At 63.3% G+C, this 13,869-nt stretch carries 17 protein-coding genes; 3 read left to right on the forward strand and 14 right to left on the reverse strand.

The window, feature by feature from the left end:
* Positions 1–843: 843 nt before the first annotated feature.
* Genes ABZ810_RS38770 through ABZ810_RS38780 form a run of 3 tightly spaced genes read left to right on the forward strand, consistent with a single transcriptional unit; the run spans position 844 to position 2,998 of the window.
* A complete protein-coding gene (locus tag ABZ810_RS38770) occupies positions 844–1,674 on the forward strand; it encodes a hypothetical protein (protein WP_358411900.1) in 831 nt (276 codons plus the stop codon).
* Positions 1,671–2,018: a hypothetical protein gene (locus tag ABZ810_RS38775; RefSeq protein ID WP_358411901.1), complete on the forward strand. Its 348-nt coding sequence runs from the start codon at positions 1,671–1,673 to the stop codon at positions 2,016–2,018. Before ABZ810_RS38770 ends, ABZ810_RS38775 begins: the two co-directional genes overlap by 4 nt.
* Positions 2,015–2,998, forward strand: a complete 984-nt coding sequence (locus ABZ810_RS38780; protein ID WP_358411902.1) for a DUF6177 family protein — start codon at positions 2,015–2,017, stop codon at positions 2,996–2,998. The genes ABZ810_RS38775 and ABZ810_RS38780 overlap by 4 nt, the downstream gene beginning before the upstream one ends.
* 27 nt (positions 2,999–3,025) lie before the next feature.
* Here the strand turns inward: ABZ810_RS38780 and ABZ810_RS38785 are convergent, their stop codons facing one another.
* The 14 genes from ABZ810_RS38785 to ABZ810_RS38850 form a co-directional block, all read right to left on the reverse strand.
* Positions 3,026–4,375, reverse strand: a complete 1,350-nt coding sequence (locus ABZ810_RS38785; protein ID WP_358411903.1) for a hypothetical protein — start codon at positions 4,373–4,375, stop codon at positions 3,026–3,028.
* A gap of 51 nt (positions 4,376–4,426) precedes the next feature.
* Positions 4,427–4,795, reverse strand: a complete 369-nt coding sequence (locus ABZ810_RS38790) for a hypothetical protein (RefSeq protein WP_358411904.1) — start codon at positions 4,793–4,795, stop codon at positions 4,427–4,429.
* Between the two features lie 455 nt (positions 4,796–5,250).
* The gene (locus ABZ810_RS38795) at positions 5,251–5,613 is read right to left on the reverse strand and encodes a hypothetical protein (RefSeq protein WP_358411905.1); all 363 of its coding nucleotides are present in this window, start codon (positions 5,611–5,613) and stop codon (positions 5,251–5,253) included.
* A gap of 2 nt (positions 5,614–5,615) precedes the next feature.
* Positions 5,616–6,020, reverse strand: a complete 405-nt coding sequence (locus tag ABZ810_RS38800) for a hypothetical protein (RefSeq protein ID WP_358411906.1) — start codon at positions 6,018–6,020, stop codon at positions 5,616–5,618.
* A 155-nt stretch (positions 6,021–6,175) separates the two neighbouring features.
* Positions 6,176–6,748, reverse strand: a complete 573-nt coding sequence (locus ABZ810_RS38805) for a hypothetical protein (RefSeq protein WP_358411907.1) — start codon at positions 6,746–6,748, stop codon at positions 6,176–6,178.
* Between the two features lie 155 nt (positions 6,749–6,903).
* Positions 6,904–7,266: a hypothetical protein gene (locus tag ABZ810_RS38810; protein ID WP_358411908.1), complete on the reverse strand. Its 363-nt coding sequence runs from the start codon at positions 7,264–7,266 to the stop codon at positions 6,904–6,906.
* Positions 7,256–7,819: a hypothetical protein gene (locus ABZ810_RS38815; RefSeq protein WP_358411909.1), complete on the reverse strand. Its 564-nt coding sequence runs from the start codon at positions 7,817–7,819 to the stop codon at positions 7,256–7,258. Before ABZ810_RS38815 ends, ABZ810_RS38810 begins: the two co-directional genes overlap by 11 nt.
* Positions 7,820–7,844: 25 nt before the next feature.
* Positions 7,845–8,516 carry a S8 family serine peptidase gene (locus ABZ810_RS38820; protein ID WP_358411910.1) on the reverse strand — a complete coding sequence of 224 codons (672 nt, stop codon included), beginning with the start codon at positions 8,514–8,516 and terminating at the stop codon, positions 7,845–7,847.
* A 52-nt stretch (positions 8,517–8,568) separates the two neighbouring features.
* On the reverse strand, positions 8,569–8,823 hold the full coding sequence (locus tag ABZ810_RS38825) for a hypothetical protein (RefSeq protein WP_358411911.1): 255 nt from the start codon (positions 8,821–8,823) through the stop codon (positions 8,569–8,571).
* A 1,079-nt stretch (positions 8,824–9,902) separates the two neighbouring features.
* Positions 9,903–10,328, reverse strand: coding sequence for a hypothetical protein (locus ABZ810_RS38830; protein WP_358411912.1), 426 nt, complete (start codon positions 10,326–10,328; stop codon positions 9,903–9,905).
* Positions 10,329–10,456: 128 nt separating this feature from the next.
* Complete coding sequence (locus ABZ810_RS38835; RefSeq protein ID WP_358411913.1) at positions 10,457–11,296, reverse strand: hypothetical protein; 840 nt, start codon at positions 11,294–11,296, stop codon at positions 10,457–10,459.
* A gap of 23 nt (positions 11,297–11,319) precedes the next feature.
* Positions 11,320–11,631 carry a hypothetical protein gene (locus ABZ810_RS38840; protein WP_358411914.1) on the reverse strand — a complete coding sequence of 104 codons (312 nt, stop codon included), beginning with the start codon at positions 11,629–11,631 and terminating at the stop codon, positions 11,320–11,322.
* On the reverse strand, positions 11,612–12,661 hold the full coding sequence (locus ABZ810_RS38845; RefSeq protein WP_358411915.1) for a hypothetical protein: 1,050 nt from the start codon (positions 12,659–12,661) through the stop codon (positions 11,612–11,614). Before ABZ810_RS38845 ends, ABZ810_RS38840 begins: the two co-directional genes overlap by 20 nt.
* Complete coding sequence (locus ABZ810_RS38850) at positions 12,645–13,814, reverse strand: S8 family serine peptidase (RefSeq protein ID WP_358411916.1); 1,170 nt, start codon at positions 13,812–13,814, stop codon at positions 12,645–12,647. The genes ABZ810_RS38845 and ABZ810_RS38850 overlap by 17 nt, the downstream gene beginning before the upstream one ends.
* Positions 13,815–13,869: the final 55 nt, after the last annotated feature.

The raw sequence follows: 13,869 nt of genomic DNA on the forward strand, positions 1-13,869 counted from the left end.
GGTGACAGGTCGGCGACTGCCGCATTCGGTCTTCCGGTGCGGGGTGATGCGACGGTTCAGAAGTCGGCGTTCAGGGTCCCGAGCGATGAGGGCGTCCAGACGAACGGCGGCGCGGCACCCAGGTCCGTACCGGCGGACGAGCCCCCCACTCGACCGGAGTCCCTTCACAGGCCACCGTCCCCCACCGCCCACGGACGGCCACCGCCCGCCGCCGTTCCAGATCCGCAGACCACGGCCGTTCACGAACCGCAGGCCTCGACCGGACACGAGCCGCGAGGCCCCGCCGGGCACGCACCGCCGCCCGCTGCCGTGCACGAACCGCAGAGTCCTACCGGGTACGAGCCGCACGCCCCCGCCGTACACGAGCCGCCAAGCCCTGCCGGGCACGAGGCGCAACGCCCCACTGGGCACGAGGCACAGGCCCCCACCGTTCACGAAGCTCAAAGCCCTGCCCCGCACGAGGCACCGCCTTTTACCGGGCACGAATCCCAGGCACCTGTCGGGTACGGGCCGCCCGTTGTTCACGAGCCGCAAGCCCCGGCCGTACACGAGCCACAGGCGCCCATCGGACCCGCGGGAGGTTGGTCGACCGGGCAAGAGCCTCCACCCAATTTCGGACACGAGGCCCCACCCCAGCCGCAGCAGCCGCCGCCAGAAGCGGGACACGGCGAGCAGCCGGACGTTCAGCAGTGGCCCCAGCCGCCCCCGCACGAATCCCCGCGCTCCGCCCCTCGACCACCACCGAGTCCCCCACCCACCGACACTGCGGGTTATGCGCTGGCCAACGACCTGGTGCGACGCCACCCCCACGGGGATCCGGTCGGGCGGCGTATGCGGCGCGGCATGCGGAAGGTCGTCGGGGCCTCGGCCGCGATGGACGTCCGCGACTCGGCTCAGCTCGACGCGGTGCTGGGGCAGCCGGTGCCGTCGTGCCGCCGGATCGTGGTGTCGAGCATCCGCGGCGGTGCGGGGAAGTCGAGCGTGGCGGCGCTGGTGGCGGACGTGATCCGGCAGCACCGCGGCGATCGGGTGCTCGCGGTCGACGCGGATCCGGGGCTGGGGTCGTTGCCGCTGCGCCTGGGCGTGTCCTCGTCCCGCTCGTTGCGCGACCTGGCGTCCGCGCGTCCTCGTTCCTGGGAGGAGGCGGCCCCCTACCTGATGCGCACGGACGAAGGCCTGTGGGTGTTGTCCTGCAACGTCGGCCAGGAGGTCGGCGCCGAGCTCGGCTACGACGTGTTCCAGGCGGGCGCGGGGCGGGTGAGCCGCTACTTCTCGACGTCGGTGATCGACTGCGGGGCGGGGCTGGTCGGCGGGCTGCAGAAGGACATCATCGCGTCGGCGCACGCCCAGGTCTTCGTGGCCCCGGGGACGGGGGACGGCGCGGCGAGCGCGATGGCCGCGCTGCACTGGTTCGTGGAGCAGGGCTTCGGGCCGTTGCTGGCGCGGACGGTCATCGTCCTGACCGCCCACACGCCCGACCCGGACACCGATCTCGTACGGGCGGGGCGGATGCTCGCCGGCGGCGGCCTCGCCGTGGAGATCATGCCGTACGACCGGCATCTGGCGGCCGGGGTCACGATCGCGGCCGAACGGGTCGGCGCGGCCAGCCGGACGGTCGCGACGCGCGTGGCGGCGCGGGTGTTCGCGCACTCGCTCAGCTGGGGAACGTCGTGAGCCGGGAGTTCGTCGCGCTGCTCAGGGAGCGTCCGGAGATCGCGGCGGCGCTCCGGCACGTCGAGATCCCCGGTGGCGCTCCGCTCGAGGTCGGCTCGCAGGCCGGGGCGACGCAGGTCTTCGACGGCAGCGGCCGCATGCTCGTCATCATCCGGGAACCCGTGCTGGTCGAGGTGCCGGACGAGGCCGAACGGCTGCTCGGGGTCGCCGTCCCCTCGCCGGTGTGGTGGGTCGAGATCCAGGCGGCGGCCGGGGCCGGCGACGCGGCGGACGTCGCGGCACGGCTCGCCGAGGCGATGACCGGCCGGTACGGCGGAACGGTGTGGAACGGGCCGGGCCGTTGAACGCCCCGCCCGAGTCCGCGCACGCGTCGGCCGGCGGCGCGGACCTCCTGACCGAACGCGCCGCCGTCGTGCTCACGGACCGCCCGATCGTCGCGTTCGGCCCCGGCCTGGTCGAGGCGCAGCGGGAGTACGGCACCTCCGGTCGGAAACTGCAGGTCGTGACGCCGTCGGGCAGCCGTGTGACCGCGCCGCTGTGCCAGCAGGTGGCGGCCGGCCGGGCGGACTGGGTCGTACGGGCGGACGGCGGATACTACGCCGGGCTCACCGGACGCCCGCTGTACTGGGACGGTCAGGCGTTCACGCCGTCGCCCGACGCCCAGGACTACGCGCCGGGCTTCAGGCTGCCGCCCGCCGAGACGCCCGGCATCCTCCTGACGCTGATCCTGCGGGCGCGTCACACGGCGGACGGGTCGGCCGGCGGGCCGGTCACCGACCTCATGCGGATCCTCACCGCCGCGGACCCCGCGGGCTGGGGCACGTTCGAACCGGCCTCGCGCACGTGGGCCGCGGCGAGCCTCGACCCGGCCGTACGCGAGGACGCGCTCGCGGGGGCCCCGGTCGTGGTGGTCGGCGGCGGCATGCGTACGGCGATCGCCGTGATGGAGTTCTCCCGGACGGAGGACGGCGGGTTCACCGAGCAGGCGACGATCGACTTCGGCTACCGCCCCGGCGAGCCCCTTCCTCTGGAGGACCTGCCGTCACTGGTCGGCGACCTCGGCGGCCGGCACCCGATCACCTCGCTGCTGGCGCAGGTACGCCCCGGCCGCGCCGACCTGACCGTCGAACCGCGCTGGACGGGCACGCCCTCCCCCATCGGCCTCGCCATCACCGGCACCCATCCGGCCCTGGACGGCATCCGTTCCGGACGGGTCGGCTCACCGCCCACCCCCATGACGTGGTTCAACCTGGGCGACGGCCGTTCCCCCGATGGCTGGCACCACTACCAACGCCTCCTAGAACACCTCAAATCAGACCCCTGACCACCCCGCCTCGCCCCGCCACCAGGCTCACACCACGGCGGCCCGCGTGCCGAGACGCGCCCGAGCCGACCGAGCCGCCTCGACGACCTCGGGCTGCGGATGATGGTCGATCATCGCGTCCAGGACGCGCTCGGCCCAGGGATGGTCGACGTCCCCGAAGAGGCCGATGAGCCTGGCCATCTGATCGCCGGGCTGCCCGACGTACCCGAGCGTGTGGACCATCTCGAACGGCGGCGTGCCGGCCTGCAGGCTCATGGCGGCGAGGTCGACGAGCGCCCACGTACTGGCCGCCCGACCCGGGACGGGCACCTGTTCCCTCTCCGCCACCGTCAGGTAGTTGTGCGCCAGCGACCCCAGCCTCGGGTCCTCCGCGAGACTCATCAGCGCCCGCCGCCCCTGCGTACCGAAAGCCGTGTCGAACGTTCCCGCCAGGAGATCCAGGCCGGCACGCCGCGCCATCGGGCTCGCCTCCGGCAGCGCCGCGCAGATCTCCGCGACCCCGTGCTCCACCGATCGCGCCGCCAGCCAGCCGCTCACCTCCTCCGATATGTAGTCGACCCGATAGACGGTGAGGGCCTGAAGGAGCGTTCCCGCGTCGGCGTCCAGCTGGCATCCGACCGTCGGGATCACCAGCCCGGTCGCGTCCTGGAGCAGTTCCCTGCACACGAACGTGCCCAGCGGCGAGATCCAGACGTCCCCGCCCTCCTGCTCGACCAGCCCGGCATGTGAGAGCACGTCGATCCGGAAACGGATCCCGGCCTGGGCCCGCGGGTCCATGAGCGGTGCCAGGTCCTCCCGGACGACCCTCTCGCTGCGCGTGTAGAGGAAGACCAGCAGATTGGTGGACAGCCCCTCCACCTCGGGATTGCCCTGCCCGACCCCGCTCCAGCGATCCAGCATGGCGATCAGCAGAGCGCGCCACGCGGCAAGCGCCCCCTCGTCATCAGCGCCCGCGAGCGCCACCGCGCACGGCCCCGGCCACACCAGCGAACGCACCCCGTCCACGTGCAGGATGCCCACCTGGATCAACGTGTCCCAGAACCGCCGTACCGACTGCGCGATCTCCTCCGACCGCGCCGCCGCCCGCCGCACGCTCTCGTCCATCAAATCGAGCAGCTCTTCGAACCCCTCGACGGACAACTGACCATCCGGCTCCACTTCGCGCCCGGCCCGCGCCCATCCGACCTGCGCCTGCACGATCTCGTAGAGCGGCGACCGCCGAGCCGCCGCGATCAGCTCTCCCGCCGGCGCGAGCCTGATCGGCGGAACCAGAACGGCCCCCGGCGCAGGAGCACCCGACAAATAGGTCCGCCGCGGAGGCCGCTGCTCGATCGCCCGCCCGGCCAGATCCTCACGGATCGCGTGAGTGGAGGTCACAAAACACGGAGCGTATGCCACACATCACCCACCGACACCGACTTCCCGAAATCAGCGCCTCGCCCACCCGCCGTCCTCGACCCCGATCGAGACCATCAACCACGCGAACCCACCGGCGAAGAACAGCGCCACCGCGACGACGCCACTCAGAACACCAAGCCCCATCAGGGCTCCAGCCCCCACCCGCCCCCGCGAGTAGTGCACCGCCGACCGCAGCACGGCGACCACCGCGTTCACGAACGCCAGCGCGCAGGGCACCCAATAGAGAGGCATCCATTCAGAGTTCTTGTAGACCGTTATCCACTCCGCCCCCTCCGCCAGCAACACCACCGCCCCCAGGATCGCCGCCCCAACCCCCAAGCCCGCCCCCACGTGCCACCCACGCCAAAGCCCCTTCGCCCCACCATCAAGTCCAGTCATGCCCGCCACCCAACCACCGCCCTCGCTCCTCCACCTCCGCCCGCCTACTCACCCCCCACCCCGCCAAACTACTCAACCCGCCAACGGGCGTGCCGTGACTATGGAACGTCTACCAGAAGGCCCAACCCCAGACGAGCAGCGCCGTCAAAACCCGATCGCGGCGCTGGCAGGTGCCACCACCATGCGCGCCGCACTGGCCGTTGCCAAGCTCCTCAGACCGTCAACCTCATCGCGGTCGGGGGCCCACACCAAAGCCCCCGGTCTCCGCGTCCTCGAGGCCGAAAATCGTCGACGAGAACGGAACGGGCAACTGGACGAGCGGATGTCTCACACGCCATCTCCGTAATGCATCACCAGGCTCCGACCGGTCCCTGCTCGTCGCATACCCGGTCTGGGGCGCGTTGGGTCTGCTTCCGCAAGCATGCCGACCGGCACCGCCCTCCCAGAACCAGCTTTCAGTCCTTCAAATATCTGCCGGAAAGGGCCCACGACTCGGGGGACAGCCCGCGCGCCATCCAGATCTTCCTTCTGATCGTCTCCTCGTTCTCTTCGTAGGTCCTGGAGACCTTGTAGAGCGCCAATGCTGAATCTCGAAGATTCTTGACCCCCTCCTCCAGCGTAGTGATCGTAGACGAAATCACGTTGGCATACTTCAAGGGAATACCAGCCTCGTCTCCCACAATGCCAAATGTTCCCGTCGCAATGAAGGCACTGTTCATTGCCCTAATGGAGGCTACCCAGTCCAAGGCGGCATCCTGAACTCTATCGCCAGACTTGTTTATGTGACGAAGCTCGTATGCGGTGTAGTCTCCAGCCATCGCTACATCCCCTTGGATACATGCTGAGCAACCTTCTGGGCCAAGGCTGAAAGCTTTTGAGAGTCCTTGGAACCAAGATCGCGATATTGAATCTGAACCGTGGTCACGACATCTGATTTTCGCAGATGAACACTCATTCCCTCGACCGCCCTGCGTTGCCAGCAAGCAGTCGCAATCAGTACCTTCAACGGCACACAGCCCTTGTCCGTGAGTTGCCTGTAGATCTCATCCGCTTTATCGGAGTTGCGCCGCAGGTCGCGCACTCCAGTGTAATGAATGCCCTCTCGCACAATGACAGTTAAACTGCGATCGGTCTGCTTTACGCGCCAGTCACAGCCGCGAAAGATCGGAGTTCTCGATATTTGCCCATAACCCAGTATCTGCGCACGCAGTTCGGCATCGGTCAAACTGCAAGGATCAGGGCTATGCCACGATTCCACTGACGGTACGGCCCCTACAGAGGATGGCCTTGTGGTACTACCGACATTCTCTCCATCGTCGGTACAGGAAACCCCGAACGTCAGCGTGAACACTATTGGAACCAGAATTATCTTCGGTGCCATCAAGTCTTCTCCCACTTCTTCCTATTCAGTGCCGAATCCGGAAAGACGCCCGGTGCGCTGACGGAGAGGACCTCCCCTTCAATGCTCTTGATGTCCGCGGTATAGCTGGCCAAGGTTGACTGCAGCGTATTCTTTATTTCCGAATACTCGAGCGCGAAAACCTGCAACGCATTTTTCACTTGCGCCTTCTCGGCTTCATTCTCCGTCCCATTGCCGAGCCAGAGGCCCGCAGCATCTGAAATCGCTATAAACGCCTTGGCGATGGCCGTGTTTCGATGTCCGCACGCGGTGACGACTTCTTTGTATGTGTTGATCAGCTGCATTCCAGCGGCGACCAGCGCATCGAAACTGGCGTCAGTCAGATCTATATTTCGCTGCATGAACTCCTGATATGTCTTGAATGCCGGCCCCTCCCAATTCGTTCCGAGGTCGTTGTACGATGCGAACATCTTGTTCGTCGAATCATCAAGCTTCTTCGCCGCGTCAAACCAACCATCCACCGCACTTATCACCTGGTCGGGCCTGCCACCGAGCTTTCTCGCGTGCAGGAGCATCTCGGCTGCCAGCCCCACATAAACCACGCTGGAAAGGGCCCTCTGGAGCGTAGAGACCTGATTTGCCGGCGGGTCGGTCTGCGCTGGCGGTGCAGGTGTGGCGGGCCGCCTCCGCCCGCCGCCACGACGCCCACCGCCGGGTCGAGGTCCTTGGGCCATTACATTCTCCCTGTTTAGAAGAGCTGCCTGAAAATCTCGGCCCGTCTGGCCGACCGCTCAGTGGAGATCTGCAGCTGCGCCTGGCGCACTGCATCGAGGACCCTCTTGCCGATTTCATCGGGATTTATCTCACGCAACGTTCTCGCGTGAAAATTGATCGCTGCGATATGACCATTGCCATGCATAGTCAGCTCGCCCAGGTCCGATCTGATCTGCTCTCGAAAGGCCATCGCGGCCAGGCGCTCGTCTAGATGAGCCGACCGCTGGGCGCTGTCCTCAAAGGCTTCGGCCTGTTTCTGCAGCCGAGCGATCTGGTTCATCAGCTCAGCCCGCGCCTGCTGCATCAGCCTCAGGCGCTCCCCGCGATCATCCCTCATGCTGAGCCTCCCCCAGATGGGCAGCTCGCCGCGAACGCCTGTGCCTTTCCCCTTCACGTTGAGCCCTGTTAATCACTTCGACCATCTCCTTGCCTAGGGCCAATGCACCCACTCGTTGTGCTTCCGCGTCGACTTCGATCGCCAAGATCTGGCCGTAGCCATCGATGCGAACGCGAAGATGTCCGTCGAAAGCCACTTGCTCAAGGACCGTCGTGCCGAGTTCGCGAGCGAGCCGTGCCTCGTTTTCCTCCCTATACGGATCAGAGGCCGCCTGAGCCAATTCATCAGAAATTTCGAAAAATACATCCTCATCGGACTGACCCGCATCAGTAATAACCGATGGAGAACTATCAGCCAATTTCCGATGCTTCTGGTTCGAGCTGACGTCGCCAGAACTCTCATCGTCAGCTTCAGGTTCGGGTGGCACGAGAACATTGCCTTGCTCTGCCTGAACAGAAGCCGCTGACTTGCGCTGACTTATCTCGGTATCACTCGTCGGAGCGAAGGGAACGCTCTGATTGATGGCTCTCCAGAGCTCGGATCTGTCGTTCAAGGCGTCACAACCTTAATCCTGATCGTCATGCCCTCTTCCTACGAGCTAGCAGCAAACAACCAATCGAGCGAGTCTGGTGTAGACGGGGTTGGGGGCTGTGGTGGGGACTTTGTCCACCAGGGTTCTGTAGGGGCGGACCAGGCCGTAGCCGGTGACGTCGTCCCAGCCTGGTTTTCCTACGTCCTTGGATTGTGGCGAGGATGCGCTGGACGATCTCGCGAGTCGGCATCTCGGGGTATCTGGAGCTCACCAGGGCCACGACTCCGGAGGTCAGGGCGGTGGCGGCGCTGGTGCCGACAAGCCCTGGCTTCCGGAAGACGCCGCTGTTGTCGATGCTGGGGACATGCACCGCAGGTGCCGCAGCCGTGACGTATTCGCCTGGAGTCGTTCCGGACCACGGCTTGACGAGCCCGTCCAAGCCGCCAGCGGCCAGCACTCCAGGGCAGTTGGCCGGCATGCTCCGCCAATCACGAGCACGGCCTTCGTTTCCTGCCGAGGCGACGACGACATCTCGCGACACCGCATAGGAAACGGCCTCCTGGAGGTAACTCGGGCAGGACTGGAAGCTCTCCGAGCCGAGGGACATGTTGATGACCTTGACCCCGTGATCGGTCGCGTAATGGATGGCTTTGGCCCATGCGTAACCGCCGTTGGCGACGCTGGCCGCCCCGGCCCACAGGTTTGCAACATCATTCACCGCATCACCTGCCTGGATGATATGTTCATCAGTAAACCTCTCTGCGGTCGAGCTAGGAAGGCAGATTACCGGCAATGTCGGTGACCAACTTGCGACTGGTCATCGGGCGCCGGCCAGGCTGGAGCGCTGGAGAATTTATGGCGGTGGCCGTGAGCGAGACGACGAAATAGCCGCGCCGCATCACCAGGCTCAACCCTTTTTCTTGGCCGTACCAGCATGACTCCTCGACCGAAGTTGTGATGGTGAGGCACTTGTTCCCCACTTGAAATCCACGATAATTGACCTTGGCCTCATCAAATTTGTCCACCCCAACAGACTCCTTGCGCTGAACATATGCTTGAAGGATGATAAGACCCGCCTTTTCGGAAGGCTTTGCCTCTTTGCCGGATCGCCACTGGCACTCGGCCCGCCCTATCTCAGTCCCTCTCTTGACGGACGCCGAACCAACCATCTCGGTCGCCAGGTCGGCACTTATCAGCGCACAAGGGTCAGAAACCTTCGCTCCGGTCTCCCTGCGTTCGGGGAACGTTCTCTTCTCCCTGTCTGTACATCCGACCACTCCCGGGACGAGAAGCGAAGCTGCGCATATCCAGAGGAGCCCTCGGCAAGAGCTTCGGAGGCCCTGCCGAGTACACTTCGAGGGATTCATCTTCTTGGCGTCACCTTCCATCCCCAACCGTTTCACCACCACCTGGAGCTTCACGAAGCGCGACAACTTAACACTGGCCGTAAGGCTTCGTCTTGGATCGACGATGAGCATCATTAGGGGTCGGATGCGCTTGTCTTTCCATTCTCGGCGACTACTTTTGCGGCATCCTGCAACTCTTTATGCCTCTGAAAGTATGGATAAATCCCAAAAACGATAACGACGATAGGTGCCAGTACCAATGGCCCGGGAAAGAGACAGAAGAATCCAGTGATTAGAAAGGCAGAGCCAATGATCAGGTTGACATGGCTCGCACGCATTCGAGGCTGTCGAGGAACGTCTCGGTAGGAGATGCTGGTTCCTCGCGCAATGTTTGCGGCACCCAACCCCCGCCGCAGGCGCAGGGCCAGAATGAAACACGCGAGTCCGAGACTGAACGGACCAATCGCACTCAGCGCCGCCATTTTGCTCCTAGAGCTTAGACCCAGTCGTCCACTTGCTCGATGGCCCATACGTGACATCCCGACAAGAGGCAGGTATACGAATGGAATCACGGGTACCAGAAGTGCGAGAATCTCGTCCGTGCTGAACTTGAACAGAGCCAGCAGGGCGCCCATAGATGAGGCCGGTAGTCGTCATAGGCCAGCTGGTGAGCTCGTTTCTGGCGTTGAACCGTAAATAGTGAAAGGCCCATAGTCTCATCCAGACGGCGCACTCCCGCTACCCTCCATAAGTCGGCATCAATCAGTGCGGACGGGCAAGAGGTTGACCCAAAGCGCGATCCCGAAAATGCTGGCGATAATCGCGCACATCATTGAGAATCCTGCGAGGCTCTGATAGACGCCAAAATCAGACTCTTGCGTGGCCACACCGACTTTAACGCCCACCGGAATCAGTCCGAGCACTGTAACTACCATCGATAGCAGCCCAAGCAGGCCCGACACATGCCTAGTCGACCGCAACCGCGTCGGCGGCGAATTATTCAGGAATACATCTCTGACCGCTTGCCACCCGAAGAGACTGACCAAAATTGACGCTGTTGCGACAGTAAGTGCCAGCAACAGAAGGGCGAGCGAAAGAGCAAAGCCATTATCCTCGGCCGCAATAGCAAGAACCATGGACGCGAGTGCGGTAACTACTCCCGCGGTCGCGATACCAGCCGCCACGCGAAGTCTCTGGGCCCTTCGTCGCGCGAGTTCAAGAGTGGTACGGCGCTGCTCAGGCGACCATGAACGCAGCCACTCCTCTGAACCTACTGGAAGCATCGTTGAACTCCCCACCGGCAGACAAGTTCTCAGGTTCTCAGCCGCCAGTCACTGGAACCATCTTTGTCCTTCATCGAGCCATCAGACATCGACGCCACAGTCGCCCGAGGCCATCGCCCTTCGGGAAAGGCGGGATTCGCCGAAATCTTGCCGTCATAGTCCGTCAGCATCTGGGTCTGCTTGGAAATCAGCGCACCGAGAGCCGCAATGAGACCGATGATCGCTGTGAACGTAACCCCCGAGCTCGCGCCCGCCGCCGCAGCCGCCGGCGGCGCTCCGGCTCCGGTGGTGGCAGCGGCGGCCGAAGCCGTCATCGCCGCGAGCCACTGCTGAACCAAGACTCCTAGTGCAACATAGAACCCGCCTACTATTCCCGCCAGGGCCCACAGTCTTTCTTTAATATCCTCCGCAATAGTCGCCACCTCACTCAACGCGGTAGTCTGACCTGCTTGCCCGTTAGGGGCTCCCATAACGGCCGCCTTATAGGCGAAGGCGGCAGGCCCCTGCCAGAACTGATCTATCTTTGAGTTGTCGTCGGATATCGATCCGATCACCTTATTGATAGGATTCTTAATAAGGTCGATCCAATCATCTGCCAGCAAGAAGGCCATGATCGGAAAAGCTAGACCCTCCAGAATCTCGTTGACCTTCTTGACGATCTTCTCGACCACGTCTCTGAGGTTTTCAAACGCCTTGATGTGTGTCTCAATCACCCAGTCCAGCCAGTCTGGAGCTTTTTCCAAGAACTTGTTTCCTTCATGGATTATTTTGTTGACCGACTCAACCCCTTTTTGCAGATTTGCGCTGATCTCAATGCCTAGTTCAGATACAGCCGTCGGACTGAGTAGCTTTGCTGTAATATCGGCCATCACCATTCCTCACCCAGTAAGAGTCACCAGATCTTCTTTATCCGGTGCACACCCTCTTGCTCCTCCTTTCTATACTGTATAGACGCACCCTCCAAGGCTTTACCGATCGCCGCAGCCTCCTGCGCCCCTTCCAGAAGGCGAGCTTGGATTCCCGCACGCACTTTTTCGTATACACCACGAACTGGTGCGGCTAGACCCATCTGAGTGCTGTTCATCTCCAGGGACGCTGCATTGTTGGCGATACGCTTGAGCTCTCCACTTTGCTTGGTCCATTCTCTTCCGGCAGAGTAGAGACTGCTGATCGCCACCTCAATTTTATCGGGATCTGGTGCCATCACGCCCCCTTTGAGTGCGAGAGATATTGGTGGTGTCGATTCCCAGTTGCGCGGCGTAGTTCAATAGCGAGCCTGCCGGATCTTCGCTTATTGCCGCGAAATCTTCAGATACAGCCGCCGAGTGCTCAGGTTTCGAGCACATGGCGCGATCAAAGGAAGCGTAAGCCATTTTGAATGAATCATTGAGACCGTCAGAGAGTTGGGACAGGTCTATTTTCTCCACCCAGCTCGTATTTATGTCGATCCGGGAGGGAAGTCCATCGGCCGCAAAGTCCATCAAAACTCGGTGATCTCTGTACAGGTGCTCGCGGATTTCTCCGGAGTGATCGCGGATTACAGCATCAGTCGCGGATTGCAAGGCATGCGACTTTCTCAGAAGTTCATCGAGCACAGCGATAAAGTCAATAGGCGCTTTCGACTCCCGGGTTGGCGGCTCTCGAGTCGTCGCGACGACCGAAGAGGCGGTCTCTGCCCGGGATTCCTGAGAGGTATTCACCGGCGACAGCCAACGCTCGAATCTTAGGGAGACCGCAGATTGGACTGCGTCCAGCAACGCCGACCCCAGTTCATCGGCTGGCACTTTTGCTCGCCAACGGCTATTCGGCCGTACTTTGACTATCCGGTTAGATGAATCAATCTTGACTGTGAAAACACTTCGTGAATCAGCTGCCTCTACTGGCTCAATCAAGTCATCTGTTCCGGGCAGAGCGCGAATCACGCTCTCAAGTTCACCTACAGCCGCCTGAATTTCGACTGCAATCTGCCCAAGGCCGGTGAAGTCTTCTTGGGCATCTGAGTGACGTGATGCTGCCCCGGCACGTGATTCCCTCATACTCACCTGCGGTCTTTTTGGCTGTGAAAGCGACCAAGCCTCCTCATTGAAACTAGAAGATCTGTCCCGTTCAGCTTCGACTTCGGGTCCAACTTCTTCGGCGAATTTTATGCGGGTTTTCACTTCCTCAGCCCCATCGGGGGCGAAAGGAACATTCGTGTTAAGCTTGCCTTTGAGGGGATTATCGCTGTTTGACATTTACTCTCCAGAAGACCGCGCCTAGGCAAAGAGCGAGCATCCCGCCAACTAGCCCCAGAAGAATCACGGGTTCCCGGTACAGAGGTCCCGAGGAGGCTTGAGGCTTCGGCGTTACCTGAGGGCTCGGAGTTCGACCCTTTGAGGCTCGCGATTCGCTCCTGACCTTCCCATTGTTCTCTTGCGACCTGTCGAAGCTGGCGTAGACGGGGTTGGGGGCGGTGGGGGGGACTTTGTCTGTTAGGGCTCGGTAGGGGCGGACCAGGCCGTAGCCGGTGACGTCGTCCCAGCCTGGTTTTCCTACGTCCTTGGAGGTTGCGAGGATTCGTTGGACGACTTCGCGGGCCGGCATTTGGGGGTACTTGGATCGCACGAGGGCTACGACGCCGGAGACCAGGGCGGCGGACGGGCTGGTGCCGGCGCCGCGCCATTGGAACTGGCCTCCGCCGTTGATGGTGCCCGCGCCGACCGCGGGGGCTGCGGCCATCACGTACTCGCCGGGGGTCGTGCCGGCCCATGGTTTGACGAAACCGTCCAGGCCTCCGATGGCGAAGACGCCCGGGCAGTTGGCCGGTGTGCTCCGCCAGTCGGCGTGGCGGCCCTCATTGCCCGCGGAGGCCACGATGATCACATCGCGCCGGACGGCGTAAGCGATGGCCTGCTGGAGGTCGGGAGGGCACGGCAGGAACGTCTGGGAGCCGAGTGACATGTTGACGACCTTGGCTCCGTGGTCGGCGGCGTACCGGATCGCCAATCCCCAGGTGATGTCGCCATGGGCGATCAGGGGCAGGACCTTCGCTCCGGGTGCGACGCCGACCATGCCCGTTCCGCGTCCCTGGCCGACGATGAGCGCGGCCATGGCCGTGCCGTGCCCACCGTTCTTCGGATCGGGGCGGACGCGGATCTCGTCGAGGTTGACGTTGGGCAGGACCGATCCGCTGAGGTCCGGCAGGCCGCGGTTGACCTCCTCGTCCACCACGGCCACCGTCACCCCTTTGCCCGTGGTGAGGGGCCAGACCTTGTTCTCGAGCTCCCACCAGTCGAACCAGTACAACTCTTTGCGAGGCTTGGGCTGCGCCAGCGCGGGGGTCTGCGACGAGAGGACCAGGGCCGCCACTGCGGCGAGTCCCGCGCTCCATCGCCCTACGGCCTGCACGGTCACTCCTCTCTCAGCGAATCACCGGTGGTGTCGTGCCTTCGTCGCCGTTCCA

The organism is Spirillospora sp. NPDC047279 (assembly GCF_040643285.1).
Lineage (GTDB): Bacteria > Actinomycetota > Actinomycetes > Streptosporangiales > Streptosporangiaceae > Spirillospora.